Genomic DNA, 25,532 nt, shown 5'->3' with positions numbered 1-25,532 from the left:
TCAGGCCTCCGCCTCGTCCTCGGTGAAGCCCATGATATGGAAGCCGGCGTCCACATGCACCAGCTCGCCGGTGGTCGATTTGCCGAGGTCCGACAGCAGCCAGAGCGCAGCGCCCGCCACGCCCTCCATGGAGGTGTCCTCCTTCATGGCCGAGAGCGAGCGGCCCTTGGCCAGCATGGCGCGGCCGCCCTGGATGCCGGCCAGCGACAGGGTTCGCATGGCCCCGGGCGACAGCGCGTTCACCCGGATGCCCTGGGGACCCAGGTCGCGCGCCGCATAGCGCGCCGCCGCCTCCAGCGCCGCCTTGGCGACGCCCATGGTGTTGTAGTTCGGGATCGCCCGCTCCGAGCCCATGTAGGTGAGCGTCAGGATCGAGCCGCCGTTCGGCATCAGGGCCGCGGCCCGCCGGCAGCAGTCGGCGAAGCTGAAGACCGAGATCTCCATGGCCTGCAGGAAGCCCGCCCGGCTGGCGTTCTCCACGAAGGAGCCGCTGATCTGGTCCTTGGGCGCGAAGGCGATGGCGTGGACGAAGAAGTCGATGGTCCCGAACGCCTTCTCCACCACGCCGAAGGCCGCATCCATGGCCGCGTCGTCGGTGACGTTGACCGGCGCCAGCACCTTGACCCCGAGGCTCTCGGCGAGCGGCTCGACGCGGCGCTCCATGCCCGGCAGGTGCAGGAAGGCCATCTCCGCGCCCTGGGCGGCAAGCTGGCTGGCGATGCCCCAGGCGATCGACTGGTGGTTGGCGACGCCGGTGACCACGCCGCGCTTGCCGCGCATGAGATCGCCCTTGGGCATCTGATAGTCCTCGGCCACGCCGCGTCTCCCTTCGCGTTTCGGTCGTTGAGGCGGGTTTGTGGACGGCGCCGGGGCGAAGGGCAAGCGTCCGCGGGCCTTCAATTCGGCGCCCGGCTGGGCGTATGACGGGACAACAGAGCGCCGGAGAGAGCCCAAAGTCCCCCGGATGATCGACGTTCCCTTCGTCACCTCCCCGCGGCGCGCGCCGATGCGCCTGCTGACCGCGCTCCGGCGACGGATGCGGACCAGCGAGCTTTGGCTGATCGCGCTTGCGGTCCTGGTGGGCGGGGCCGCGGGCCTGCTGGCGGTGATCCAGAGCAGCCTCGCCCACGGCCTGCAGTCGCTGCTCTACGGCATCAAGTTCGACGAGCGGCTGAGCGCGGTGGCCGCCATCTCGCCGCTGACCGCGCTGTGGCTGCCGGCCGGCGGCCTGGCGCTGGGGCTGTTCAGTTGGCTGGCGCAGCGGCGGCGCTCGCCCCTGGTGGACGTGGTGGAGGCCAACGCCCTGTTCGGCGGCGTGCTGAGCCTGGTCGACAGCGCCATCGTCTGCGCCCAGACCGTGCTCTCCAACGGGGTCGGCGCTTCGGTGGGGCTGGAGGCGGCCTACGCCCAGGCCGGCGGGGCGGCCGCCTCCTGGGCCGGGCGGCGCATGAAGCTGCGCCGCCACGACATGCGTATCCTGCTGGGCGCCGGCGCGGGCGCGGCCATCGGCGCGGCCTTCGGGGCCCCGCTCACCGGCGCCTTCTACGCCTTCGAGATCGTCATCGGCTCCTACACGCCCTCGGCCATCGCCCCGGTGGCGGCGGCGTGCCTGACCAGCGTCATGGTCGCCAAGGCCATCGGCGCCCCGCCCTACTCCATCGAGATCGCCGCCCAGCAGACCCCCGACGCCCTCGGCTACCTGCTCTATTCGGGCCTCGGGCTGATCTGCGCCCTGATCGGGGTCGGGATCATGCGCCTGGTGGCGGTGGCCGAGCGCTGGGTGCGCGGCTCGCCGATCCCCATGGCGCTGCGGCCGGCGATCGGCGGCGTGCTGCTGGGCGTGCTGGCGGTGATCTCGCCGCAGACCCTGTCGGCGGGGCACGGGGCGCTGCACCTGGACCTGGCGGTGGGCGTGCCGCTGGCGATCCTGGCCATCGTGCTGGTGCTGAAGACCCTGGCCTCGGTGATCTCGCTGGGCTTCGGCTTCCGCGGCGGCCTGTTCTTCGCCTCGCTGTTTCTGGGCGCCCTGGTGGGCCAGCTCTACGCCGGCGTCGCGGACCTCGCCTCCATCGAGCGGCTGAGCCCGGAAAACGCCGCCCTGGTCGGCATGGGCGCGCTTGCGGTCAGCGTGGTCGGCGGGCCGCTCACCATGAGCTTCCTGGTGCTGGAGACGACGCGGGACTTCGGGGTCGCCGCCGCCGCCCTGGCCGCGGCCCTGATCGCCTCGACGGTGGTGCGCGAGCGATTCGGCTATTCCTTCTCCACCTGGCGGCTGCACCTTCGCGGCGAGACCATCCGCTCGGCCCGCGACGTGGGCTGGATGCGCACGCTCACCGCCGGCAGGATGATGCGCAAGGATCCGCCGACCGCGCCCGCCGCCGCCAGCCTCGCCGAGTTCCGCCGACGCTTCCCGCTCGGCTCCAACCAGCGGGTGCTGCTGGTCGACGAGCTGGGGGGCTATGCCGGCGTGGCGATCACCGCCAGCGCCTACGCCGACGGCCTGGACCTTGAGGCGCCCGTCGAGTCCCTGGCGGTCAGCTGCAAGGATGTGCTGTCGCCGGAGATGAACATCGAGGCGGTGATGCGCGCCTTCGAGACCACCGAGACCGACGAGCTGGCGGTGATCGGGCCGCAGGGCCAGGTCCTGGGCCTCCTGGCCGAGGCCTATGTCACCCGCCGCTACGCCAGCGAGCTCGAGAAGCAGCAGCTCGATCTCTACGGCGAGGGCAAGGACTAGCCTCTCCTCTCCCCCGAGCGCAGCGAGAGAGGGAGAGGTCGGGAGAGGGCGGCTGGACGTCCGCGCCTCGCCGACGGTGATCCACGGATAGGGGCGTCAACGCTTGTGAGTCATGGCTGAGCCGCCGGCGGAGCGGAGGCGCGGCGTCGCCCTCTCCCTGACCTCTCCCTCTCGGCCTCGCCGGGGGAGAGGAGGATTTCAGACCTTCGCCATCACCAGGCAGCCGTTGGTGCCGCCGAAGCCGAACGAGTTGCTCATTACCGTCTCGAGCGGCCGATCGGCGCGCTCGCGCAGGATCGGCAGGTCGGCGAACTCGGGATCGAGGTTGTCGATATTGGCGCTCTCGGCGGCAAAGCCGTTGTTCATCATCAAGAGGCAGTAGATCGCCTCCTGCGCCCCGGCGGCGCCGAGGCTGTGGCCGGTCAGCGACTTGGTGGACGAGATCAGCGGCGGCCTAGCGCCGAACACCTCGCGCACGGCGGCCATTTCCTTGGAATCCCCCACCGGCGTCGATGTGCCGTGCGGGTTCAGGTAGTCGATGGTCCGCCCGCCGATCGTCGACATGGCGATCTTCATGCAGCGCACCGCGCCTTCGCCGGAGGGGGCGACCATGTCGAAGCCGTCGGAGTTGGCGGCGTAGCCGACGATCTCGCCGTAGATCTTCGCGCCGCGGGCCTTGGCGCGCTCGTACTCCTCCAGCACCACGACGGCCCCGCCGCCGGCGATGACGAAGCCGTCGCGGTCCCGGTCATAGGCGCGGCTGGCCACGGCCGGCCGGTCGTTGAAGTTCGAGCTCATGGCGCCCATGGCGTCGAACATGACGCTCAAGGTCCAGTCGAGCTCTTCCACGCCGCCGGCGAAGACCACGTCCTGCTTGCCCATCAGGATCTGCTCGTAGCCGACCCCGATGCAGTGGGCGGAGGTGGCGCAGGCCGAGGAAATCGAGAAGTTCAGGCCCCTGATCTTGAACCAGGTGGCGAGCGTCGCCGAGGGGCCCGAGCTCATCGCCTTGGGCACCGCGAAGGGGCCGACGCGCTTGGGGCCCTTGGTGCGGGTGATGTCGGCGGCCTCGACGATGGCCCGGGTCGAAGGGCCGCCTGAGCCGACGATCAGGCCGGTCCGCTCGTTGGAGACCTCCGCCTCTTCCAGGCCGGAGTCGGCGATGGCCTGCTCCATGGCGATGTGGCCGAAGGCCGTGCCCTGGGCCAGGAAGCGCGCCGCGCGGCGGTCGACCATGGATTCCCAGTCGATCTGCGGCTTGGCGTGGACGTGGCAGCGGAAGCCCAGCTCGGCGTATTCCGCCGCGGCGGTGACGCCGGACTTCGCCTCGCGCAACGAGGCCAGCACCTCGTTGGCGTTGTTGCCGATCGAGGAGACAACACCCATCCCGGTGACGACGACGCGCCGCATTCCTGATCTCCCGACCCGTCAGGTCCGCTGGAAGAGGCCGACGCGGAGATCGGCCGCGGTATAGATGGGAGTTCCGTCGGCTTCCAGAACCCCATCGCCGATTCCCATCACAAGACGTCGGTTGATGACACGCTTCATGTCGATTTTGTAGGTGACTTTTTTGATCGACGTGGTGACTTCGCCCGCAAACCTGGCTTCGCCGCAGCCGAGCGCGCGTCCGCGGCCCTTGCCGCCGATCCAGCCCAGGTAGAAGCCGACCAGTTGCCAGAGCGCGTCCAGGCCCAGGCTACCGGGCATGACCGGGTCGCCGATGAAGTGGCAGTCGAAGAACCAGAGGCCCGGATTGATGTCGAACTCGGCTTCGATGTAGCCCTTGCCATGGGCGCCGCCGTCGTCGTTGATCTTGGTGATCCGGTCGAACAGCAGCATCGGCGGCGACGGCAGTTGGGCGTTGCCCGGCCCGAACATCTCGCCGCGGGCGCATGTCATCAGCTCTTCGAAGCCGTAGTGATCCTTGGCCTTGGCGTTCGTCATCCTACCGTCCGTACCTTTCGAGGGGGTTGGCCCTACCAGAGCCGCTCCCGGCGCTCAATGCCGCGCCCGCATCGGCGGCCAGTGACCCGCCCGTGAATGACACTGGCTCCTCAATGACATTGGGGTGTGTCGGTGGTTCCCCAAAGCACGCCTTCGCGCACCCAGCCGCCGGCATGGTCCGCCTTCACCTTGCACCAGCCCTTGTCGCAGCGGTCCAACGTCGCCAGCGCCCGGGGGTTCAAAAAGGCGGCCGCCTTGAACCCGTCCTTCGGCCGCTTCAGCAGGGGCACGGGGCTGGGCGTCGTGTTCATCGTCATCCGCCGCCCGTCGGTGACGCGCTTGTGCACCCAGGCCAGCGTCCCCTCGGGGTCGCAGACGCGCCGCCACTCGCTGGTCTCGGCCACTACCTGCAGCGGCAGGCCCCGAACGCGGTAGACGAACAGCAGCTTGTGGTCGTCGCCGGGCCCGGCGCGGGCGTTCACCTTGTCGAACTTCAGGGAGACATAGCGCGGCACCGGCATGCCGGACGGGGTCTGCCGCTCGGGGGCGGCGGCGCCCGTCAGGATCGCGGCAGCCGCCAGCGAACCGAGGGCCGCGCCTTTCAGCAGCGGCCCCCCGGCCCGAATCCTTTTCTGCGCGTCGCCTTGGCCGCCCATGGAGCCTTTGCTACAGATTCCGACAACAGGACGCGCCGGTGAAGCGGCGCACGTAAACGCCCCCTCTTCACGTCACCCCCAATTTCAAGACACCCATGGCCGCCCGCAAGCCGAAAGTCATCGTCACCCGAAAACTCCCCGGCCCGGTGGAGACGCGGATGCGCGAACTGTTCGACGCCGAGCTCAACGTCACCGACGAGCCGTTCAGCCGCGCGCAGCTTGGCGACGCCCTGGGCCGGGCCGATGTCCTGGCCCCGACCATCACCGACAAGATCGACGCCGCCCTGCTGGAAAAAGCCGGGCCGAAGCTGAAGCTGATCGCCAACTTCGGCGTCGGCGTGGACCATATCGACGTCGCCGCGGCCAACGCCAAGGGGATCGCGGTCACCAACACTCCGGGCGTGCTGACCGAGGACACCGCCGACCTGACCATGGCCCTGATCATGGCCGTGGCCCGGCGCATCGTCGAAGGCGCCAACGTCACCCAGGCCGGCGACTTCCACGGCTGGACGCCCACCTGGATGATGGGCCACCGCATCACCGGCAAGCGGCTGGGGATCATCGGCATGGGCCGCATCGGCCAGGCCGTGGCGCGCCGGGCCCGCGCCTTCGGCCTGCAGATCCACTACCACAACCGAAAACCGGTCAGCCCGCGCATCGCCGAGGAGCTGGAGGCCACCTATTGGGAGAGCCTCGACCAGATGATGGCGCGGATGGACATCGTCTCGGTCCACTCGCCGCACACTCCGGCCACCTATCATCTGCTGTCGGCGCGGCGCCTGCGCCTGCTGCAGCCGCACGCCATCCTGATCAATACCGCCCGCGGCGAGATCATCGACGAGACGGCGCTCGCCGAGCTCCTCAAGGAAGGCGCCATCGCCGGCGCCGGCCTCGACGTCTTCGAGCACGAGCCGAAGATCAATCCCAAGCTGCTGGGCCTGCCCAACGCCGTCCTCCTGCCCCACCTGGGCTCGGCCACCATCGAGGGCCGCATCGACATGGGCGAAAAGGTGATCATCAACATCCGCACCTGGATGGACGGCCACAAGCCGCCCGACCGGGTGATCCCGTCGATGATGTGAGGGTCCCCGCCTTTCCCCCGCGAAGCGAGAGGCAGAGGGTAGGGAGAGGGCGGCTCCGATCTTTCGATCCGGCCGATGGTGGGGCGAGGATCAACGGCAGCGCCGCGGATCATGGCGGCGCGGCAGGCGGATCAGCACGTCTCGCGCCGCCCTCTCCCTACCCTCTCCCTCTCGGCTGCGCCGGGGGAGAGGAGGTCTGGCCGCCGCACACCGGGCAATCCGGATCGGCCCCCACCTTCACCGTGCGGGTCTCCGCCGAGAGCGCGTCGTAGATCATCAGCCGCCCGTCCAGCGGCTCGCCGGCGCCGGTGATCAGCTTGATGGCCTCGAGGGCCATCATCGAGCCGACCACGCCCGCGAGCGCGCCCACCACGCCGACCGCCACGCAGGTCTCGGCGTCCGGCGGGATCTCCGGCACCAGGCAGCGGTAGCAGGGCCGGCCCCTGAACACGCCCACCTGGCCGGTCCAGCGACCGATGGCGCCGGAGACCAGCGGCTTGCCGTGGCGCACGCAGGCGGCGTTGACCTCATAGCGGACCGCGAAGTTGTCGGTGCCGTCCAGCACCAGGTCGACGCCCTCCACCAGCCGGTCGGCGTTGTCGGGCCCGAAGGCGTCCGGGCCGCCGGCCACGAAGATGTGCGGGTTGAGCGCCGCCAGCCGGTCGGCGGCGGCCTCCACTTTCGGCAGGCCGATGTCGGCCTCGGAATAGAGGATCTGGCGCTGCAGGTTGGAGCGGTCGACATCGTCGGGGTCCACCAGGATCAGGGTCCCGACCCCGGCCGCGGCCAAGTAGAGCGCGGCCGGCGAGCCCAGGCCGCCGGCGCCGACGATCAGCACGCTGGCGGCCTTCAGCCTCTGTTGGCCCGGGCCGCCCACCTCGCGCAGCACCAGGTGGCGCGCGTAGCGCTCGATCTCGAGGTCGGTGAACACCATGGCCGCTATCTTGGCCTTCGCGACGCTTGTCGCAACCGCCGCGACGTTTGTCGCGCTGGCTGGCGACAACGGCGATGCGCTAGGTCATAGGCACGAGCCGAAGTCGGGAGACGGGACCTTGCCGAAGAAAACCGTGGCCTTGGCCGCCCTTTGCCTCGTGGCCGCGGCTGCCGCCCAGGCCGCCCCGCAAGCCGGCGATCCGGCGCCGGTGATCGCCGCCGAGCACGCCTTCGCCGCCCGCGCGGCCGAGATCGGGGTGGCGCCCAGCTTCCTCGAATTCATGACCGACGAGGCGATCGTCTTCAGCCCCGACCCCCTGCTGGCCCGGGCGGTCTATGGCGCGCGGCCGGCGCCGAAACCGCCGAAGGACGGCGGGACGCTGCTGAACTGGTGGCCGAATTTCGCGGGCGTCGCGCGGTCGGGCGACCTCGGCTTCACCACCGGGCCCGCCACCGTCAACGGCGGCAAGCCGGGCATCTTCTATGTCACCGTCTGGACCCGGCGGCCGGACGGGTCGTGGAAATGGATCTACGACGGCGGCGTGGAGGCCGACGGGACGAGCGCGCCCGGCCCGGCCTCCGCCCCGGTCCTGCTGCCGCCGGGCGACGCCAGGGCGGTGGCGCCGGACGTGGCCATGCAGCAGGTGCGCTCCGCCGAGATCGCCCTGGCCGCACGCGCCAAAGCCGACACGGTCGCCGCCTACAAGGCCGTGCTGGCCCCCGACGCCCGCGTGCAGGGCTCGAAGCTTCCGCCCGCCACGACCCCGGCCGCCGCCGACAAGGAGTTGGCCACCCGCGCGACAACCATCGCCTTCGGCCCGATCGGCGGCGGGGCGTCGAAGGCCGGCGACCTCGCCTGGACCTACGGCGACGCCAAGTGGGACGGCGGCCGCGGCCACTACGTCCGCGTCTGGCAGCGCCGCACCGGCAAGTGGGCCCTGGTCTTCGACCAGATCGTCGCCATGGAGAAGTAATCTCCCCTCCCCTTTTCGGGGAGGGTGGCGAGGGCCAGCGAGACGGGTGGGGAAGCGCGGGCCGGAATGCGGAGTCAGCGCTTGAAGGCGACCTCCCTACCCTGACGGCTTCGCCGTCTGTCCCTCCCCACCAAGGAAGGACTTCACCCGCGCTCGCGGCGGGCTTCCCAGATCGCCTGTTCCAGGGCCTTGGCGAACTCGCCGCGCTCGCGGGGGCTCAGCGCCTGGGCGACGGCGACCTCGCGGCCGGACAGCGCCAGGCGCAGGCCGAAGGTGCGGTCCTCCTCGCGATCCACCGTCACGCGGGTGAAGGCCGTGGGGCTTTCCCAGACCACCCGGCTCCAGTTGGGCGCCTCGTGGGTCACCACCACGTCGCGGGCGGTGATCGTCACCCGCTCGACGCGCCGCGCCTGGCGATAGCTCACCGTGAAGGCCACCAGCACGGCCATCACGTCGACGCCCAGGAAGAACGGCACGAAAACCGCCCCCATGTGCACGAACACCGCCGCCGAGCAGCAGTTGGCGAGCGTCACCACGGCGATCAGAATGATGAAGCCGCGCTCCGAGAGCGAGCGGTGCGGCGTGATCACCGCGTCCATGTAGGTCTGGCCCATCATCTGGGACCGGAACATAGGCCCGGAAACCGCCTTGGCGGAAGGGGGCGGCGCAAGCCATCTTGCGCGCCGCATGGCCAGGATCGCGACGCCCCGGAAGAAAGCCCCGCGCGCCAGGCGCCTGAGCCCCGCCGAACAGGCCCGGATCGCCGAGATCTTCCGCCGGTTCGAGGCGCAGGAAAGCGATCCCCGCACCGAGCTGGACTACGACAGTCCCTTCACCCTGGTAACCGCCGTGGCGCTGTCGGCCCAGGCGACGGACGTCTCGGTGAACAAGGCGACGGCCAGGCTCTTCAAGGTCGCCGACACGCCGGAAAAGATGCTGGCGCTGGGCGAAGCCGGGCTGAAGCCCTTCATCTCCTCGATCGGCCTCTACAACTCCAAGGCCAAGAACGTCATCGCCATGAGCCGCATCCTCGTGGAGCAGTACGGCGGCCAGGTCCCGCTGACCCGCGAGGCGCTGCAGGCGCTGCCGGGCGTCGGCCGCAAGACCGCCTCGGTGGTGCTGAACGAGCTGCGCATCGAGCCGGCCATCGCCGTCGACACTCACGTCTTCCGCGTCTCCCACCGCCTGGGCCTGGCCACCGGCAAGACGCCGGACCAGGTGGAGGCCGAGCTGATGGCCATCGTCCCCGATCCCTTGAAGACCCGCGCCCACCACTGGCTGATCCTGCACGGCCGCTACATCTGCATGGCGCGCCGGCCGAAGTGCGAGGAGTGCGTGGTGGCGGACCTTTGCCCGTCGAGGCATCTGTTCGTCGGGCGATAGGGCGCGGCGCCGGCCTTTGCCCCTTCGCTGTCACCCGGTTTCGCGGAGCACGAAGACCGGGACCCATAGGCGCTGGCGGGGCCGGAGGGGTGGCGTCGCACCTCCGAGATGACGCGGAGGATGTGAAATCCGGCATTCTTCGGAATGCTGGATGGCGCTGAAGCCGCGCCGAGCCGTTCCAACCACCGGTTTCGCCCAGCTTTGGAGGGCGGCGAGGTCCTGCGACACGCCTTGCCGTCCGCCGCTCGCGCGCCCCAAGACCCCAAGGCGCGTTGCCGCGAAGGCCGATCTTCTGTAAGTCCCGCCGTCGCGCGCCTCCGCCTGAAAGCTCAAGAATGCCAGACCTCTACGACGTCGCCGCCATCGGCAACGCCATCGTCGACGTGATCGCCCCGGCCGACGACGCCTTCCTGGCGGCCAACGGGCTCGACAAGGGCGCGATGATGCTGGTCGACGCCGAGCGGTCCCTGGCGCTCTACGGCAAGATGGCCAAGGGCGTCGAGACCTCCGGCGGATCGGCCGGCAACACCATCGCCGGGGTCGCGAGTTTCGGCGGCAAGGCGGCCTATTTGGGCAAGGTAGCCGAGGACCAGCTCGGCGCGACGTTCACGGGCGAGATGCGCGCCATCGGCGCCCACTTCGACCCGATCCCGCTGCGGGACGGGCCGGCCACCGCGGTCTCGATGATCAACGTCACGCCGGACGGCCAGCGCACCATGTGCACCTACCTGGGCGCCTCGGTGGAGTTCACCGACACCGACGTGGTCCCCTCGGTCATCGAGGGCGCGAAGATCGTCTACCTCGAAGGCTACCTGTTCGACGCGGAGGCCGCGCGGAAGGCCTTCGCCAAGGCCGCGGCCCTGGCGCGCGGCTCGGGCCGGATGCTGGCGCTCACCCTCTCCGACGGCTTCGTGGTCGACCGCCACCGCGCGGGCCTCCTGGCCTTCATCGAGAGCCAGGTCGACCTGGTGTTCGCCAACGAGGTGGAGATCACCTCGCTCTTCCAGACGTCGAGCTTCGACGAGGCCATGCGCGAGATCACCGCCCGCGCCAAGCTGGCCGCCGTCACCCGCAGCGAGGCGGGCTCGGTGATCGCCAGCCACGCCGAGACCTATTCGGTCCCCGCCTTCCCGGTGGAGAAAGTCGTGGACACGACCGGTGCCGGCGACCAATACGCAGCCGGGTTCATGTTCGGCCTCGCCCGCGGCCGGTCGCTGCCGGACTGCGGCCGGCTGGGCTCGCTGGCGGCGGCGGAAGTGATCTCGCACTACGGTCCGCGGCCGCAGGTCTCGCTGCAGGCGCTGGCGGCGGAAAAGGGACTCTAGATGAGCCGCCCAGAAATGACACGCGGGGCCGAAGTTGTCCGCAACACCAAGGAGACCCAGATCCGGATCGCCGTCGATCTGGACGGGACCGGCGCGTCCAAGGTCTCCACCGGCATCGGCTTCTTCGACCACATGCTGGAGAGCTTCATCCGCCACGGCGGTTTCGACATCGAGATCGAGACCAAGGGCGACCTGCACATCGACATGCACCACACGGTGGAAGACACCGGCATCGTGCTGGGCCAGGCGTTCAACAAGGCGCTGGACGGCTTCAAGGGCGTGCGCCGGTTCGGCCACGCCTACATCCCCATGGACGAGACCCTGACCCGGGCGGCCATCGACCTGTCGAACCGGCCCTATCTGATCTGGAAGGTCGACTTCAAGACGCCGAAGGTCGGCGACATGGACACCGAGCTGTTCAAGGAATTCCACCACGCCTTCGCCATGAACTGCGGCGCCTGCGTGCACCTGGAGACCCTCTATGGGGTGAACTCCCACCACATCGCCGAGAGCGGCTTCAAGGCCCTGGCCCGCGCGCTTCGGACCGCCGTCGAGCTCGACCCCAAGACCCACGGCCACGCCCCCTCCACCAAGGGCGTGCTCTAGGAAACTCCCCCATGAGCGTCGCCCTGATCAATTATGGGTCGGGCAACCTCCGCTCGGCCGAGAAGGCTCTCGTCCGCGCGGCGGAGGGCCGGCATGAGATCATCGTCACCGACGACCCCGACGTCATCGCCGTCGCCGACCGCGTTGTGCTGCCCGGCGTCGGCGCCTTCGCCGCCTGCATGGGCGCGCTGGAAGCGCGGCCCGGCGTGATCGAAGCCATGACCGAGGCCGTTCACGGCAAGGGCGCGCCGTTCCTGGGCATCTGCGTGGGCATGCAGCTCCTGGCTTCCCGCGGCCTGGAGTTCGGCGTGACGCCGGGCCTGAACTGGATCGCCGGGGACGTGCGCAGGCTTGAGGATGGCGGGGATCCGGCCATCAAGATCCCGCACATGGGCTGGAACGGGCTTTCGCACGTCACCGACCAGCCGGTGTTCGGTGGCCTGAAAGAGGGGCAGACCGTCTATTTCACCCACTCCTTCGCCTTTTTCCCGAAGGACTCCGCCGACGTCGCGGCCTATGTGGAGCACGGCGAACGGTTCCCCGCCGCCGTCGCCCGCGGCAATGTCGCCGGCGTCCAGTTCCACCCGGAGAAATCGCAGGCCGTGGGCCTCGATCTCCTTGCGCGCTTCCTGGAGTGGCGACCGTGATCCTCTATCCCGCCATCGACCTGAAGGACGGCAGTTGCGTACGCGTGGTGCACGGGGACCTGGCCACCGCCACGGTGTTCAACACCTCGCCCGCCGCCCAGGCCCGCGCCTGGGCCGACGGCGGTTTCCACTGGATCCACGTGGTCGACCTGAACGGCGCGGTCTCCGGCAAGGCTGTGAACCAGGCCGCGGTGGAGGAGATCCTCAACGCCGTCTCCGTGCCGGTACAGCTCGGCGGCGGCATCCGCACCATGGCCGACATCGAGGGCTGGATCGAGGCCGGGGTCAGCCGGGTGATCCTGGGCACCGTCGCGGTGCGCGAACCGGCTATCGTGCTTGAGGCCGCCAAGGCCTGGCCCGAGCAGATCGCCGTCAGCGTCGACGTGCGCAAGGGCAAGGTCGCCGTCCAGGGCTGGACGGAGGACAGCGACCTCGACGCCATCACCGTCGCGCGCCGGTTCGAGGACGTGGGCGTCTCGGCCCTGATCGTCACCGACATCGACCGCGACGGCACGGTCATGGGCTTCAACGTCGAGGCCTTCGGGGCCATCGCCGACGCCGTGGCGATCCCGGTGATCGCGGCCGGGGGCCTGGCCACCGTCGATGACATCGTCCGCCTGAAGGCCCACAGGGGCACGCCCGTGGCCGGCGCCGTGCTTGGCCGGGCGCTCTACAACGGCGCGATCCTTCCCGACGCGGCCCTGAAGGCCGCCGCATGACGCCGCGCGCTCAAGATGCTTAGGGTCCGGGTCATCCCTTGCCTGGACGTCAAGGACGGCCGGGTGGTGAAGGGCGTGCAGTTCGTGAGCCTGCGCGACGCCGGCGATCCGGTGGAGCAGGCCCGGGCCTATGACGCGGCCGGGGCCGATGAGCTGATGTTCCTGGACATCACTGCCAGCCACGAGAACCGCGGGACCATCCTGGACGTGGTCGCCCGCACCGCCGACGTCTGCTTCATGCCGCTCTCGGTGGGCGGCGGCATCCGCAAGGTGGAGGACGCGCGCCGCCTGTTGCTGGCCGGAGCCGACAAGATCTCGGTCAACACCGCCGCGGTGGAGAACCGCGACCTGATCGCCGCCTGCGCTGACGCGTTCGGCAGCCAGGCGGTCGTCGTCGCCATCGACGCCAAGAAGGCCGGGGATCGGTGGCGGGTGTTCACCTATGGCGGGCGCACCGACACCGGCCTGAACGTGGTCGACTATGCTGTCGAGGCGGTGGCGCACGGGGCGGGCGAGATCCTGCTCACCTCCATGGACCGCGACGGCGCCAAGACCGGCTATGACCTGGAGCTGCTGCGCGCGGTGAGCGGCGCGGTTTCCGTGCCGGTGATCGCCTCGGGCGGCGCGGGCAACGCCCAGCACATGGTGGACGCGGTGACCAAGGGTGGCGCCGACGCGGTGCTGGCCGCCTCGATCTTCCATTTCGGCGAGGTCTCGGTCGGCGACGTGAAGCGCGCCATGGACGAGGCCCACCTGCCGGTCCGCCTGACGGAGCCCGCCCGATGAGCCGCTTCGCCGAGGTCCTCGCCCGCCTGGCCGCCACCGTCGAGAGCCGCAAGGGTGGCGACCCGGCCGCCTCCTACACCGCCAAACTGCTGGCCGACCCGTCGCTGGCCGCCAAGAAGCTGGGGGAGGAGGCGGTGGAGACGGTCATCGCCGCCGCGCAGGGCGACAAGGCCGCGCTGGCCGCCGAAAGCGCCGACCTGATCTATCACTGGCTGGTCGTGCTGGCCGCCGCCGGGGTGTCGCTGGACGAGGTCGCCGAGCGGCTTGAGGCGCGCGAGGGGACGTCGGGGCTGGCGGAGAAGGCGTCGCGAAAGACCTAGCTCCGCGGCTTCCGCTTCAGCGCCACATAGAGCGCGCCTTCGCCGCCGTGGTGGCGGGCGGCGTCGGAGATGCCGGCGACGATGTGGGCCAGGTGCGGGGCGGCCAGCCACTCGGGCGTCCGGCGCTTGAGGATCCCGTCGCCCTGCACGCCCTTGCCGGTGATCACCAGGACGGCGCGGTAGCCCTCGTCCCACGCGCGCGTCAGGAAGCGCTCCAGCACGCCCCGCGCGCGGTCCTGGTCTAGGCCGTGCAGGTCGAGCCGCGCGCCGATCGGGTCGCGGGCCTTGACGATGCGGTGGCGGCGGTTCGGCTCGATGGGCTTCTTTCCCTCCCCTTCATGGGGAGGGTGGCGAGCGCCAGCGAGACGGGTGGCGAATTGTGGGCCGGGCTCGGGCGCGGAATTTGAGCCCGACTTCCCCATCCTGGCCGCCGGGGCGGCCGGTCCCTCCCCAGAAGGGGAGGGAAGCGGGGGCGTCGCCTTGCCCGGCAGAGGGTGCACCGTCGCCGCCACCAGGCCCCAGACCTGCCGCTCCTCGGGCCGCAGCGGGCGCTTCACGGGCGGGGGTCCTTCGGGACCAGCCGGTAGAGGCGCAGGGTATGGCGCACGCGCCCGGCTTCCACGCCAGCGGCGGCGCCTTGGCCCAGGTACAGGTCGGCGCGAACGTCGCCCTTGATCGCCCCGCCGGTGTCCAGCGCCATGGCGAGGCGGCGATAGGCGGGGAAGGCGCCGTTCAGCATCGGGGCGCTGGCGTCGATCCAAAGGTAGTCGCCCATCTGGTGGTAGGCCGGGTCGACGGCCAGCGCGCGGCCCGGCGGCAGGGGCAGGTTGGCGGTCCCCACCGGCTGGCGGCCATCGTCGGGCGCCAGGCTGAAGAAGGCGTAGCGCGGATTGAGCTGCATGATCGCCTGGGCGTCCGGCCCGCGATGGTCCGCGAGCCAGGCGCGGATGGTCTCGGCCGAGGTGTTGTCCCGCGCCAGCAGGCCGCGGTCGCGCATGGGGTTGGCGATGCCGAGGAACGGCCAGCCGTTGTTGGCCGCGTAGATCGCCTTCATCCGCTTGCCGTCCTCAAGGGTGAGCACGCCCGAGCCCTGGATCTGCAGGAAGAACAGATCCTCGGGCCGCATCCAGGCCAGCGCCTTGTCCGACGGGTTCGCCTCGATCGCCGTGCGGTCGGGATAGGGCGCGAGCGTCCCGTCGCCGGCGTCGCGCGCGGCGGTCTGGCGGCCGGACTGGCTGGGATCAAAGGTCCCGGCGTCGACCATCTTCAGGTCCGCCGGCTTGGCGCGCAGGGGCGCGCTGAACTCGGCGCTGCGCTTGCCGCGGGCGGGATACTCCGGAGAGAAATAGGCGGTGAGCACGCCTTCGCCGGCGATCCGCTCGGCGCGGAAATGGGCTTCGAAGAAGCGCTCGGACTGGTCGTCGTCCAGGAGGCCGGTGGCCCGGGCCTCGCGACAGATCTGGGCCATGGCCGGATCGCGGGCGGCGCCGCAGCTCGCGCGGAAGGCCGCCAGGGCGGCGGCGTGATCCTCGGCCTCCCAGCCGCGCAGGGCGGTCAGGGGCACGACCCGCTCGTCCGGAGCCTCGGCCTCCGGGGCCGGGCGCGGCGCATGGGGGGGGCGGAGTTCGGCGGGCGGCGGCCTATGGCGCACGGGCGCGGACGCGGGTTTCGGAGTGGGCGCCGAGGCGCAGGCCGCCAGGATGAGCGCGGTCAGGGCCGCGCCGAGGACACCCCCGCGCACCGGCGCTTCAAGCCTCCGCGGCGTCGACGTGGATCAGGAGCCAGTTGGGGTCGCGGCTCTTCAGGTGCCGCTCGAAGGTCCAGAGCTCGGCGGTGCGCCGGTCCTCGACGCCCTCGCCTTCCGGCCCCTTGGTGCGGCTCCGGAACTCGGCCAGGAAGCGCACGGTCACGCGCGCCAAGTCGGCGCCGACCACCTCGGCCTTCTCCAGGTCCGCGCGGGGCGCGTGCAGGAATTCGACGGTTTCGGTGCGGTTTTCGGACTCGCGGGCGGCGATGGCGGTGTCGAAGCCGGCCATCACCGGCGGCGCCAGCAGGCTGCGGAGCTGCGCCCGGTCGCCGGCGGCGAAAGCCTTGACGATCATCTCGTAGGCGCTCTTCGCCCCGCCGAGGAAGCGGCCGATGTCGAAACCGGGATCCTTGGCCTTCACGGCCGCGAGGCCCGTGAGCGAGACGCCGTCGTCGGCCTGGGCCGGCGCGTCGGCCGCGCGTTCCAGGGGACTCGCCGTCGCGGGCACAGCCGGCGCATCCTCCGGCTGCCGGCCCACGCGCCGTCCGAGCACCGCATAGAGCTGGTAGAGGACGATGGCCGCGAGGCCTGCGAAGATGATCAATTCTAGCACTTGCAACCGATGAGCCCTTCGGGGTCCTTCAGCGCCGCACGGCGCCAGTCCCACATATAGACCGAACCAACGCCTGCGTCAGGGGCAGCGTTGCATCGCCAGGGGGGTCATGTTAGCCCGGCGCCCCGACAAGACGCGAACCCTTCGTAGTCTCCACACGGATTTAAGCCGAACTATGACCGACACCGACGCCGGCGCGCCCGAGACCGCCGAGACCGCCGATCAGCCCGGCATCCGCATCCTCGCCCAGTTCATCCGCGACCTGTCGTTCGAGAACCCGCGCGCGCCGGAGGCCCTGCGCGGCGGCGCGGCCCAGCCGCAGATCGACCTCGGCGTCGAGATGAACGCCCGCGGCCGCGAGGACGGCTTCTTCGAGGTGGACCTGAAGCTGTCGGCCAAGGCCAGCCGCGAGGACGGCCCGGTGTTCGTGGTCGAACTGCTCTACGGCGGCGTGTTCCAGATCGCCGGCGTCAGCGCCGAGGACATGGAGCCGGTGCTGCTGATCGAGTGCCCGCGCTACCTGTTCCCGTTCGCGCGCAAGATCATCGCCGACGTCACCGCCGACGGCGGCTATCCGCCCTTCATGCTCGACCCGATCGACTTCGCCGGCGTCTACACCGCCCGCAAGGCCCAGGCCGACCAGCAGATCGGCCACGCCTGAATCCCATCCCTCCTAGTCTCATCCCTCCTCTTTAGGGGAGGGTGGACGAGGCGAAGCCTCGGACGGGTGGGGGTCTATGGGCTAGGGCTCCGAAGTCCGAGCTTGAACGCGACTTCCCCACCCTGGCCGCTGCGCGGCCTGTCCCTCCCCGGAACGGGGAAGGATGACGGTCAGAGCCCGAACCTCTCCCAGAGGGTCTCGCTCTTCACCACCTCGCGGATGAAGCTGGCGTGGGCGGTGCGTTCGGCCTCGGTGGAACGCGGCGCGAGCGGATTGGGCCGGGCGCCGTAGGCGCTGCGTTTGGCCGCGTGGACGGCGACGGCCATGGCCGCGGTGGTCAGCTCCAGGCGCCGTTCGCGGCCGCCTTTCAGCTCCAGATAGACCGCGGCCAGCAGCTTGGCGTCCACCAGCGCGCCGTGCTTCTCGCGCTCCGATAACGAGATCTTGAAGCGCTTGCAGAGCGCGTCCAGGGAGTTGTGCATCCCGGGGAAGCGCACGCGGGCCAGCGCCAGGGTGTCGATCCAGCGCGTCTCGTGCAGCGGATGGCGGTTCACCACCCCGAGCTCATGATTGAGGAAGTTGCGGTCGAAGCCTGCGTTGTGGGCGATCAGCGGGGCGTCGCCGACGAAATCCAGGAAGGCGTCGACCACCTCCGGGTGCTCGAACCGGGGCTTGCCGCGCAGGAAGGCGCTGGACAGCCCGTGCACGCGCTCGGCGTCCGGCGGCATGTCGCGGCAGGGGTCGATGTAGGTGTGGAAGCTTCGGCCCGTGGGCACGAAGTCGTCGATCTCCAGGCAGGCGATTTCCACCAGCCGATGGCCCTGGGTCGGCTCAAAGCCGGTGGTCTCGGTGTCGAGGACGATCTCGCGCGCCATGACCTTTCTTGCCCCGCTTCGCGCAGCGGCTCAACCGGGCGCGCGGTCGCGGCCTCCTTCTCCTGGGGATGGCTTGAACCGCGGATCGCGCACCGCGGCGATGATTTCGGCCACCTGGGCGCGGGCCGGCCCCAGGCCGCGGGAGGTGTCGACCACGAAGTGGGCGCGGGCGCGCTTCTCCGCGTCGGCCATCTGCTGGTCCAGGATCGCGTCGAGGCGTTCGGGCGTCATGCCGGGCCGGGCCAGCACGCGCTCGCGCTGCAGGTCGGCCGGCGCGCTCGCCACCACGACGGCGTCGACGTTGGCGTGGCCGCCGGTCTCGAACAGCAGCGGGATGTCGAGCACCACCATGTCGGCCCCGTCGGCCTCCGCCTTGGCGAAGAAGCCGATCCGGGCGCGGCCGACCAGCGGATGGACGATGGCGTTGAGGCGTTTGAGTTCCTCGGGCTTGCCGAGCACCGCCTGCCGCAGGGCCTCGCGGTCGACCTTGCCGTCCTTGACCACGCCGGGGAAGGCCTCGCCGACCGGCCCGACGGCCGCGCCGCCCGCGTCGTAGAGGTCGTGCACCGCCGCGTCGGCGTCATAGACCGGCACGCCGGCCTCGCGGAACATGGCCGCGGTCGTCGACTTGCCCATGCCGATGGAGCCGGTGAGCCCGATGAGGATCATGGGTTGAGCGCCTTCAACGCCAGGGCCCGCACATCGACCCCGGCCGGCGGCGCCTGGCCGAAGAAGGCCTCGAAGGAGGGCCGGGCCTGGCCGATCAGCATGGCCAGGCCGTCGACGGTCGGCCGTCCCAGCGCCCGGGCCTGGGCCAGGAACGGCGTCACCAGGGGCTTGTAGACCATGTCCATGACCACGCAGGCGCCCGGCGTCGCGGCCAGCGGCAGGTCGAGCGCCTCGCCGCCCGCGAGCCCCGCCGAGGTGGCGTTGATCACCGCCGCTGCGTCCTGGAAGGCGGTTTCGGCCTCGCGCAGGTCGAACGCGCGGCCGCCCAGGTCCGCGCAGAGGGCCTGCGCCCGGTCCAGGGTCCGGTTGACCACGCGGACCTCCGGGCAGCCGGCGTCGAGGAAGGCCGCGGCCGCGCCGCGCGCGCCGCCGCCCGCGCCCACGATCGCCACCGGCCCCGCCTTGGGATCGAACCCCGGCGCCTGTTCGGCGAAGGCGGCCAGCAGCCCGAGGCCGTCGGTGTTGTCGGCCCGCACGGCGCCGTCGGGGCCGAAGGTCAGCAGGTTCGCCGCCTGGGCGCGCCGGGCGCGGGGATGGACCTCGGTCGCCGCGGCCAGGGCGGCCTCCTTGAACGGCAGGGTGACGTTCACCCCGGCCATGGAGGTGGACCGCAGGCCTTCGACGAAGGCGGCGAACCCGTCCTGGGCGATCTGCAGCGCCACATAGACCCCGTCGATCCCCGCGGCCGCCAGCCAGGCGTTGTGCAGGATCGGGCTCAGCGAGTGGGCGATCGGCCGGCCGGCCACGCCCGCCACCCGCGTCGCGCCGCTGATCGGCCGCCTCATGGCTTCAGGATCCCCCGCGCGCGAAGCAGATCGAGCAGGCCCATCAGCGGCAGGCCGAGGATGGTGAAATAGTCGCCCTCGATCCTGGAGAAGAGCTGCACGCCCTGACCCTCGAGCCGGTAGCAGCCCACCGAGCCCAGCGCCGCCTCGCCCTCGGCGGCGAGGTAGTCCTCAAGGAAGCCGTCCGAGAAATCGCGCATCCGCAGGGTCGCGCTCTGGGTCTCGCGCCAGACGACGGCGCCGCGCTCGGCGACCACCACCGCCGAGTGCAGCATGTGCGGCTTGCCGCGCAGCACCTTCAGCCGCTCGCGGGCGGCGTCCAGGGTCTCGGTCTTGTCGTAGAGCCGGCCCTGGAACTCCAGGGTCTGGTCGGCGCCCACCACCAGCTCGGGCCGTCCGACGGAGACGGCGAGCGCCTTTTCCTCCGCCAGGGCCTCGGCGACCTGGCGGGGCGTGGCGCGGCGGGCCAGCAGCTCACCCTTGGCGACGTCCTCGTCCACGCCGGAGCCGACCGCCTCGAACGGCACGCCCGCGCCCTCGAGCACCGCGCGCCGGGCCGAACTCTTGGAGGCCAGGACCACGCCCCTACTCATCCCAGCACCTCGACCTGGCCGTGGCCGCCGTGCAGCAGGTTGAGCACCGCTGCGGCGGTCTCCTCGACCGAACGGCGGGTCACGTCGATCACCGGCCAGCCCTGGCGTTCGTAGAGCCGCCGGGCCTGGACGATCTCCTCGCGCACTGCATCCACGTCGATGTAGGTCGACTCGCGGTTCTCCTTGAGGCTCAGCAGGCGGTTGCGGCGGATCTGGATCAGCCGGTCCGGAGAGATCGACAGGCCCACTACCAGGGTCGACTTCAGCCCGAAGAGCTTCTCAGGCGGCGGGCGGCCCGGCACCAGGGGCACGTTGCCGGCGCGCACTCCGCGGTGCGCCAGGTAGATGCAGGTCGGCGTCTTGGAGGTGCGCGAGACGCCCACCAGGATCACGTCGGCCTGCTCCAGGTCCTGGCCGCCCTGGCCGTCATCGTGGCCGATGGCGTAGTTCAGGGCGTCCATGCGGTTGAAATAGTCGTTGTCCAGCCGCAGGTGCGCGCCGACCCGGCTGGTGGTCGTGTAGCCCAGGTAGCGCGACATGGCCGAGACCAGCGGGTCGAGCGCCGGGATGCAGGGCATGTCGAGCTTGCGGCAGCCTTCCTCCAGCGCCTGGCGCAGGCCGTCGTCGACGATGGTGTGGATGACGACGCCGGGGGCCTCCTCGATGTCGCCCAGCGCCCGGTCGAGCTGGCGCTGCGAACGGACCAGGGCGTAGATGTGCTCGATCGGCAGGACGTTGTCGAAACGGGCGCAGACGGCGCGGGCCATGGCGTTCAGCGTCTCGCCGGTGGAATCCGACACCAGATGGACGTGGAAATAGGTGGCGAGCTTCGGGGCGGTCGTGGTCACGGGCGGCCTGACGCGAAAATGCCTGGGGACGATTCCTGTGGAGCAGTCTTAGCGAACACGGGCCGGCTTGGGGATAGACGGCGTGCGCCCGGCCGTTGTCCGCCGTCGGCGCAAATCACCGGGATGGAATCGGCCGTTAACCGCGTCTTAACCCACACGCCCGCGCCCCGGTGGACGCCGCAAACCTGCGGGATCGACAGGGCCTGGATTTTCCGGTCGCCCACATTGCGAGGCCCCCAAGGAGGTTAACGATTCCTTAAGCGCCCGCTGGGGTTGGCGGTCGCTCCCCGCAATTCACAGGATTGTCCCGCCCGTATCGCCGCGGCGGGAGAAGCTGGGGACAAGCCGCGCGCGGCCATGGATCGGTCGCGGTTGTCCACGCCCTCGACAGCCCCTACCGCCCCTACCCCAAACTTTTTTCAAACCCTTGATAGGAAGAAGAAGGGCAAACCGGGCGAAGCCGAACGGGGTTGGGCTTGAGCCTGCGGCCCAGAGGCGATTTAAGGCCTCCATGAGCGAGACCACTCCGCGGCTCCTGCGAGCGCTGGCCGGCGAAACCCTCGAGCGGCCACCGATCTGGCTCATGCGCCAGGCAGGCCGCTCGCTGCCGGAATACCGGGAGCTGCGCACCCGGGCCTCGGACTTCATCGCCTTCTGCCATAACCCGGAGATGGCCGCCGAGGCGACGCTGCAGCCGATGCGCCGCTTCCCGCTGGATGCCGCCATCGTCTTCGCCGACATCCTGCTGATCCCCGGCGCCCTGGGCCAAAAGGTCTGGTTCGAGGCCGGCGAGGGCCCGCGGCTGGGCGAGCTGCCGTCCATCGGGCGCATGGCCGACGAGGTGGAGGCCTCCACGGCGCGCCTGTCGGCGATCGGCGAGACCCTGGCCCGGGTCCGCGCCGAGCTGGAGCCGGAGCGGGCGCTGATCGGCTTCGCGGGGGGTCCCTGGACGGTGGCGACCTACATGATCGAGGGGCGCAGCTCGAACCGCGAGGCGGCGCGGGCCTTCGCCTACCAGAACCCGGAAACGCTCGACGCCCTTCTGGCCGTGCTGGTCGACGCCACCGCACGTTACCTGGTCATGCAGGCCAGGTCCGGCGCCCAGGCGCTGAAGATCTTCGAGAGCTGGGCGGAGGGGCTGGCCGAGGATGTCTTCGAACGCATCGTCATCCGCCCGCATCAGGCCATCGTCGAGCAGGTGCGCGCCGCCGGGGTCACCGCCCCGTTCATCGGCTTCCCGCGCGGCGCCGGCGCCCTGGTGGAGAACTATGCCCGCGCCGTGCCGGTGCAGGGCGTGGCGCTCGACACCCAGGCCAGCGCCGAACTCGGCCGACGCCTGCAGGCGGGCGGCAAGACCATCCAGGGCGCGCTGGACAACCTGCTGCTGCGCGCCGGCGGCCCGGCCCTGGACGCCCGGGTCGAGACCCTGCTCGCCCAATGGAGCGGCGGGCCCTACATCTTCAACCTCGGCCACGGCGTGATGCCGGACACGCCCATCGCGCACATCGCCCGCGTCGTCGAGCGGGTGACGGGCAAGCCGGTCAAGGCCATGGCGGCCGAATGACCCAGCGAGCCGGCGCCTTGAGTTCCGCCCCTGTGCGCCGGCAGCGCCCCCTCCACCACTTCGTGGTCCCCCTCCCCCGTTTCACGGGTGAAGTGCTGGGGCGAACCACGTGACCAAGCTCGCCGTCGTCCTGTTCAACCTCGGCGGGCCGGATGGGCTGAGGTCGGTAAAGCCGTTTCTTTTCAATCTGTTCCGTGATCCGGCCATCATCACCTTGCCGGCCGTGGCGCGCTATCCGCTGGCGGCCCTGATCGCCACGACGCGGGAGAAAACGGCGCAGGGCAACTATGCGATCATGGGCGGCGCCTCGCCCCTGCTGCCGGAGACCCAGGCCCAGGCGACCGCGCTCGAGGCCGCCCTGGCGGCGCAGGCGCCTGATGTCGAGGCGCGCTGCTTCATCGCCATGCGCTACTGGAAACCCTTCGCGAAGGAGACGGCGCGGGCGGTGGCGGCCTTCGCCCCGGACGAGATCGTGCTGCTGCCGCTCTATCCGCAGTATTCGACCACCACCACGGCGAGTTCGGCGCAGGACTGGGCGCGCGCCTATTCGGGGACCGGGCGCACGCGCACCGTCTGCTGCTATCCTACGGCGCTCGGGCTGATCGAGACCCAGGCGGAGGCGATCCGCAAGACCTGGATCGACGCGGGGCGGCCCAGCGGGATACGGCTGCTGTTCTCCGCCCACGGCCTGCCGCAGCAGGTGGTGGACGCGGGCGACCCCTACCAGACGCAGGTCGAGGCCACGGCGGCGATGGTCGCCGCCCGGCTTCCGGAGTTCGCGGACTGGCGGGTCTGCTACCAGAGCCGGGTTGGGCGGCTGAAGTGGCTTGCCCCCTCCACGGACGACGAGGTCCGCCGCGCGGGCGCCGAGGGCAAGGGCGTGCTGATCGCGCCCATCGCCTTCGTCTCCGAGCATGTGGAGACCCTGGTGGAGCTGGACCACGAATATGCGCACCTCGCCAAGCTCGTCGGGTGTACGCCTTACTTGCGAGCGCCGACGCCGGGGGTGCAGGCGCGCTTCATCGACGAACTGGCCGGCGCGGTCCTCAAAGCGGCCGAGCGGCCGTCGGGGGCATCGCCGCACGGGCCATGGCGCTGTCCTGCCGGCCATGCGAAATGCGCCCTCCGGACGGGGAATGCGGGATGACGGGCGCCTACAATCTGCTGATCGGCCTGCATATCATCGCGGTGATCGCCTGGATGGCCGGCCTGATGATGCTGCCCCGACTCTATGCCTATCACACCGAGACCGCCCCGCCGGGCAGCGAGTTCGACGCCCATTTCACGCGGTGGGAAGGCAAGCTGCTGAAGATTATCCTGGGCCCCGCCATGGGGTTGGTATGGGTGCTGGGTCTTTCGCTGATCTATGTCGATAGCCAGATAAGGGGCGCCGGCTTCCTGGCCGAGCCCTGGATGCTGACCAAGATCGCCGGGATCGTCTTCATGACCGGCTGGCACGTTTTCGTCGCCAGCGCCCACAAGGGCTTCGTGGCCGGACGCCGGGACAGGACCGCGAAGTTCTGGCGGATGACCAACGAGCTGCCGTTCCTGGCCGCGATCGTCATGATCCTGGCCGTCACCACCAAGTTCGGCAACCACTAGGCCGCACCGGGCCACCAAGCCGGAATCCTTGACCCGGCGCGATCTTCGTGGTTCGGATCGCTCCGCGTGTTCCCGACAAGGATACGTCCCGCCTTTTCTCCGGCCCTTCGCGTGGAATGTCCCGCGGACGCGGTCCGGCTCCCAAGACGACGAAACGACATCCGGCGCCGGTCCCTGGCGCCCACATCATCTGAAAAGCCCGCGCCCGGAGTCCGTCCGGCCTTGCGGGCGAACACGAGTGAATTGCCATGCAAGACGAGAACGACACCCCTCCGGTCGAAGAGACCCCGGTGACCGACATGGAGACCGCCGACCAGGCGGTCGCCGAAGCCGCCGCCGCCGACGAGGCCGAGGCCGAGGCCGCGGAATCCGACGAGCCGTCCGAGGCGGCCCAGGCGATCGCGAAGCTGGGGCTCACCCGCATGAGCCTGCAGGAGCTGAAGGACAAGGCGCCCGCCGACCTGCTGGCCTTCGCCGAGCTCTTCGAGATCGAGAACGTGAACTCCATGCGCAAGCAGGACATCATGTTCGCCATCCTCAAGGTGATGGCCGAGGAAGGCGTCGAGATCTCCGGCTCCGGCACCCTGGAAGTGGTTCAGGACGGTTTCGGCTTCCTGCGTTCGCCCGAAGCCAACTACCTGCCCGGCCCGGACGACATCTACGTCAGCCCCTCGCAGATCCGGAAGTTCGGCCTGCGCACCGGCGACTCGGTCGACGGTGCGATCCGCGCGCCGCGCGAGGGCGAGCGCTACTTCGCCCTGGTGAAGGTCGACCTGACCAATTTCGAGAACCCCGAGAACGTCCGCCACAAGGTGCTGTTCGACAACCTGACGCCGCTCTATCCCGACGAACGCCTGCGGATGGAAATCGACGATCCCACCCTGAAGGACCGCTCCGGCCGGGTGATCGACATCGTGGCGCCGCTCGGCAAGGGCCAGCGTTGTTTGATCACCGCGCCTCCCCGCGTGGGCAAGACGGTGATGCTGCAGAACATCGCCAAGTCCATCGAGACCAACCACCCCGAATGCTACCTGATCGTCCTCTTGATCGACGAGCGGCCGGAAGAGGTCACCGACATGCAGCGCACCGTGAAGGGCGAGGTAATTTCCTCGACCTTCGACGAGCCGGCCACGCGCCACGTGCAAGTTGCTGAAATGGTTATCGAAAAGGCCAAGCGCCTGGTCGAGCACAAGCGCGACGTGGTGATCCTGCTGGACAGCGTCACCCGCCTGGGCCGCGCCTACAACACCGTGGTGCCGTCCTCCGGCAAGGTGCTGACCGGCGGTGTCGACGCCAACGCCCTGCAGCGCCCGAAGCGCTTCTTCGGCGCGGCGCGGAACATCGAGGAAGGCGGCTCGCTGACCATCATCGCCACCGCCCTGATCGACACCGGCAGCCGGATG

The 25,532-nt window shown here is 70.4% G+C and carries 29 protein-coding genes; 15 read left to right on the top strand and 14 right to left on the bottom strand.

The window, feature by feature from the left end; genetic code table 11:
• A complete protein-coding gene (locus tag VNW53_RS08215; RefSeq protein WP_325554902.1) occupies positions 1–816 on the bottom strand; it encodes an enoyl-ACP reductase in 816 nt (271 codons plus the stop codon).
• A 148-nt stretch (positions 817–964) separates the two neighbouring features.
• Between VNW53_RS08215 and VNW53_RS08210 the strand changes: the two genes are divergently transcribed.
• Positions 965–2,737, top strand: a complete 1,773-nt coding sequence (locus tag VNW53_RS08210) for a chloride channel protein (RefSeq protein WP_325554900.1) — start codon at positions 965–967, stop codon at positions 2,735–2,737.
• A gap of 198 nt (positions 2,738–2,935) precedes the next feature.
• Here the strand turns inward: VNW53_RS08210 and fabB are convergent, their stop codons facing one another.
• The 3 genes from fabB to VNW53_RS08195 all read right to left on the bottom strand — a co-directional run bounded on the left by fabB (position 2,936) and on the right by VNW53_RS08195 (position 5,337).
• Positions 2,936–4,147 (bottom strand): beta-ketoacyl-ACP synthase I, encoded by a 1,212-nt coding sequence (fabB, locus tag VNW53_RS08205; RefSeq protein WP_325554898.1) that lies wholly within the window; start codon positions 4,145–4,147, stop codon positions 2,936–2,938.
• A gap of 18 nt (positions 4,148–4,165) precedes the next feature.
• Entirely contained in the window at positions 4,166–4,681 is a 516-nt protein-coding gene (gene fabA, locus VNW53_RS08200) for a 3-hydroxyacyl-[acyl-carrier-protein] dehydratase FabA (RefSeq protein WP_325554896.1), read from the bottom strand.
• Positions 4,682–4,791: 110 nt separating this feature from the next.
• Complete coding sequence (locus VNW53_RS08195; protein ID WP_325554894.1) at positions 4,792–5,337, bottom strand: SH3 domain-containing protein; 546 nt, start codon at positions 5,335–5,337, stop codon at positions 4,792–4,794.
• Positions 5,338–5,432: 95 nt separating this feature from the next.
• Between VNW53_RS08195 and VNW53_RS08190 the strand changes: the two genes are divergently transcribed.
• Positions 5,433–6,419 carry a D-glycerate dehydrogenase gene (locus VNW53_RS08190; RefSeq protein ID WP_325554892.1) on the top strand — a complete coding sequence of 329 codons (987 nt, stop codon included), beginning with the start codon at positions 5,433–5,435 and terminating at the stop codon, positions 6,417–6,419.
• A 157-nt stretch (positions 6,420–6,576) separates the two neighbouring features.
• On the opposite strand, the gene VNW53_RS08185 is transcribed toward VNW53_RS08190, so the two are convergent.
• Positions 6,577–7,353, bottom strand: a complete 777-nt coding sequence (locus VNW53_RS08185) for a molybdopterin-synthase adenylyltransferase MoeB (RefSeq protein ID WP_325554891.1) — start codon at positions 7,351–7,353, stop codon at positions 6,577–6,579.
• 118 nt (positions 7,354–7,471) lie between these two features.
• Between VNW53_RS08185 and VNW53_RS08180 the strand changes: the two genes are divergently transcribed.
• Positions 7,472–8,326 carry a nuclear transport factor 2 family protein gene (locus VNW53_RS08180; RefSeq protein ID WP_325554889.1) on the top strand — a complete coding sequence of 285 codons (855 nt, stop codon included), beginning with the start codon at positions 7,472–7,474 and terminating at the stop codon, positions 8,324–8,326.
• 143 nt (positions 8,327–8,469) lie between these two features.
• Here the strand turns inward: VNW53_RS08180 and VNW53_RS08175 are convergent, their stop codons facing one another.
• A complete protein-coding gene (locus VNW53_RS08175) occupies positions 8,470–8,958 on the bottom strand; it encodes a DUF2244 domain-containing protein (protein WP_325554887.1) in 489 nt (162 codons plus the stop codon).
• Positions 8,959–9,013: 55 nt separating this feature from the next.
• On the opposite strand from VNW53_RS08175, the gene nth reads away from it, so the two are divergent.
• The 7 genes from nth (at position 9,014) to VNW53_RS08140 (ending at position 14,112) form a co-directional block, all read left to right on the top strand.
• Positions 9,014–9,709 (top strand): endonuclease III, encoded by a 696-nt coding sequence (gene nth, locus VNW53_RS08170; protein WP_325554886.1) that lies wholly within the window; start codon positions 9,014–9,016, stop codon positions 9,707–9,709.
• A gap of 335 nt (positions 9,710–10,044) precedes the next feature.
• Positions 10,045–11,034, top strand: a complete 990-nt coding sequence (locus VNW53_RS08165) for an adenosine kinase (RefSeq protein ID WP_325554884.1) — start codon at positions 10,045–10,047, stop codon at positions 11,032–11,034.
• A gap of 15 nt (positions 11,035–11,049) precedes the next feature.
• The gene (hisB, locus tag VNW53_RS08160) at positions 11,050–11,640 is read left to right on the top strand and encodes an imidazoleglycerol-phosphate dehydratase HisB (RefSeq protein WP_325554936.1); all 591 of its coding nucleotides are present in this window, start codon (positions 11,050–11,052) and stop codon (positions 11,638–11,640) included.
• 11 nt (positions 11,641–11,651) lie between these two features.
• On the top strand, positions 11,652–12,287 hold the full coding sequence (gene hisH, locus VNW53_RS08155) for an imidazole glycerol phosphate synthase subunit HisH (RefSeq protein WP_325554882.1): 636 nt from the start codon (positions 11,652–11,654) through the stop codon (positions 12,285–12,287).
• Positions 12,284–13,006: a 1-(5-phosphoribosyl)-5-[(5-phosphoribosylamino)methylideneamino]imidazole-4-carboxamide isomerase gene (hisA, locus tag VNW53_RS08150; protein WP_325554880.1), complete on the top strand. Its 723-nt coding sequence runs from the start codon at positions 12,284–12,286 to the stop codon at positions 13,004–13,006. The genes hisH and hisA overlap by 4 nt, the downstream gene beginning before the upstream one ends.
• Positions 13,007–13,021: 15 nt before the next feature.
• Positions 13,022–13,792, top strand: coding sequence for an imidazole glycerol phosphate synthase subunit HisF (hisF, locus tag VNW53_RS08145; RefSeq protein WP_325554878.1), 771 nt, complete (start codon positions 13,022–13,024; stop codon positions 13,790–13,792).
• Positions 13,789–14,112 (top strand): phosphoribosyl-ATP diphosphatase, encoded by a 324-nt coding sequence (locus tag VNW53_RS08140; protein ID WP_325554876.1) that lies wholly within the window; start codon positions 13,789–13,791, stop codon positions 14,110–14,112. Before hisF ends, VNW53_RS08140 begins: the two co-directional genes overlap by 4 nt.
• Here the strand turns inward: VNW53_RS08140 and VNW53_RS08135 are convergent.
• Genes VNW53_RS08135 through timA form a run of 3 tightly spaced genes read right to left on the bottom strand, consistent with a single transcriptional unit; the run spans position 14,109 to position 16,472 of the window.
• A complete protein-coding gene (locus VNW53_RS08135; RefSeq protein ID WP_325554874.1) occupies positions 14,109–14,669 on the bottom strand; it encodes a Smr/MutS family protein in 561 nt (186 codons plus the stop codon). The genes VNW53_RS08140 and VNW53_RS08135 overlap by 4 nt on opposite strands.
• Positions 14,666–15,853, bottom strand: coding sequence for an MltA domain-containing protein (locus tag VNW53_RS08130; RefSeq protein WP_325554872.1), 1,188 nt, complete (start codon positions 15,851–15,853; stop codon positions 14,666–14,668). The genes VNW53_RS08135 and VNW53_RS08130 overlap by 4 nt, the downstream gene beginning before the upstream one ends.
• A gap of 7 nt (positions 15,854–15,860) precedes the next feature.
• Entirely contained in the window at positions 15,861–16,472 is a 612-nt protein-coding gene (gene timA, locus VNW53_RS08125; RefSeq protein ID WP_325554934.1) for a TIM44-related membrane protein TimA, read from the bottom strand.
• A gap of 175 nt (positions 16,473–16,647) precedes the next feature.
• Here timA and secB point away from each other — a divergent pair, with 175 nt between their 5' ends.
• Complete coding sequence (gene secB / locus VNW53_RS08120) at positions 16,648–17,133, top strand: protein-export chaperone SecB (RefSeq protein WP_325554870.1); 486 nt, start codon at positions 16,648–16,650, stop codon at positions 17,131–17,133.
• A gap of 170 nt (positions 17,134–17,303) precedes the next feature.
• Here the strand turns inward: secB and dnaQ are convergent, their stop codons facing one another.
• Genes dnaQ through VNW53_RS08095 form a run of 5 tightly spaced genes read right to left on the bottom strand, consistent with a single transcriptional unit; the run spans position 17,304 to position 20,963 of the window.
• Positions 17,304–18,008, bottom strand: a complete 705-nt coding sequence (gene dnaQ / locus VNW53_RS08115; protein ID WP_325554868.1) for a DNA polymerase III subunit epsilon — start codon at positions 18,006–18,008, stop codon at positions 17,304–17,306.
• Positions 18,009–18,038: 30 nt separating this feature from the next.
• On the bottom strand, positions 18,039–18,677 hold the full coding sequence (gene coaE / locus VNW53_RS08110; RefSeq protein ID WP_325554866.1) for a dephospho-CoA kinase: 639 nt from the start codon (positions 18,675–18,677) through the stop codon (positions 18,039–18,041).
• Positions 18,674–19,522: a shikimate dehydrogenase gene (locus tag VNW53_RS08105; protein ID WP_325554865.1), complete on the bottom strand. Its 849-nt coding sequence runs from the start codon at positions 19,520–19,522 to the stop codon at positions 18,674–18,676. The genes coaE and VNW53_RS08105 overlap by 4 nt, the downstream gene beginning before the upstream one ends.
• The gene (locus tag VNW53_RS08100; RefSeq protein WP_325554863.1) at positions 19,519–20,115 is read right to left on the bottom strand and encodes a Maf family protein; all 597 of its coding nucleotides are present in this window, start codon (positions 20,113–20,115) and stop codon (positions 19,519–19,521) included. The genes VNW53_RS08105 and VNW53_RS08100 overlap by 4 nt, the downstream gene beginning before the upstream one ends.
• Positions 20,112–20,963 (bottom strand): pyruvate, water dikinase regulatory protein, encoded by an 852-nt coding sequence (locus VNW53_RS08095; protein ID WP_325554861.1) that lies wholly within the window; start codon positions 20,961–20,963, stop codon positions 20,112–20,114. Before VNW53_RS08095 ends, VNW53_RS08100 begins: the two co-directional genes overlap by 4 nt.
• Before the next feature lie 511 nt (positions 20,964–21,474).
• Between VNW53_RS08095 and hemE the strand changes: the two genes are divergently transcribed.
• The 4 genes from hemE to rho form a co-directional block, all read left to right on the top strand.
• The gene (gene hemE / locus VNW53_RS08090; protein WP_325554859.1) at positions 21,475–22,527 is read left to right on the top strand and encodes a uroporphyrinogen decarboxylase; all 1,053 of its coding nucleotides are present in this window, start codon (positions 21,475–21,477) and stop codon (positions 22,525–22,527) included.
• Positions 22,528–22,636: 109 nt separating this feature from the next.
• Positions 22,637–23,674 (top strand): ferrochelatase, encoded by a 1,038-nt coding sequence (gene hemH, locus VNW53_RS08085; RefSeq protein WP_325554858.1) that lies wholly within the window; start codon positions 22,637–22,639, stop codon positions 23,672–23,674.
• Positions 23,671–24,129 carry a CopD family protein gene (locus tag VNW53_RS08080; protein ID WP_325554857.1) on the top strand — a complete coding sequence of 153 codons (459 nt, stop codon included), beginning with the start codon at positions 23,671–23,673 and terminating at the stop codon, positions 24,127–24,129. The genes hemH and VNW53_RS08080 overlap by 4 nt, the downstream gene beginning before the upstream one ends.
• Before the next feature lie 299 nt (positions 24,130–24,428).
• A partial coding sequence (gene rho / locus VNW53_RS08075) for a transcription termination factor Rho (protein ID WP_325554933.1) occupies positions 24,429–25,532 on the top strand: 1,104 nt, incomplete at its 3' end.

Origin of the sequence: Phenylobacterium sp. (genome assembly GCF_035569475.1) — a bacterium.
Lineage (GTDB): Bacteria > Pseudomonadota > Alphaproteobacteria > Caulobacterales > Caulobacteraceae > Phenylobacterium.
Note: the sequence above shows the minus strand (reverse complement) of the source record. Positions and strands in the feature narration are given on the sequence as shown.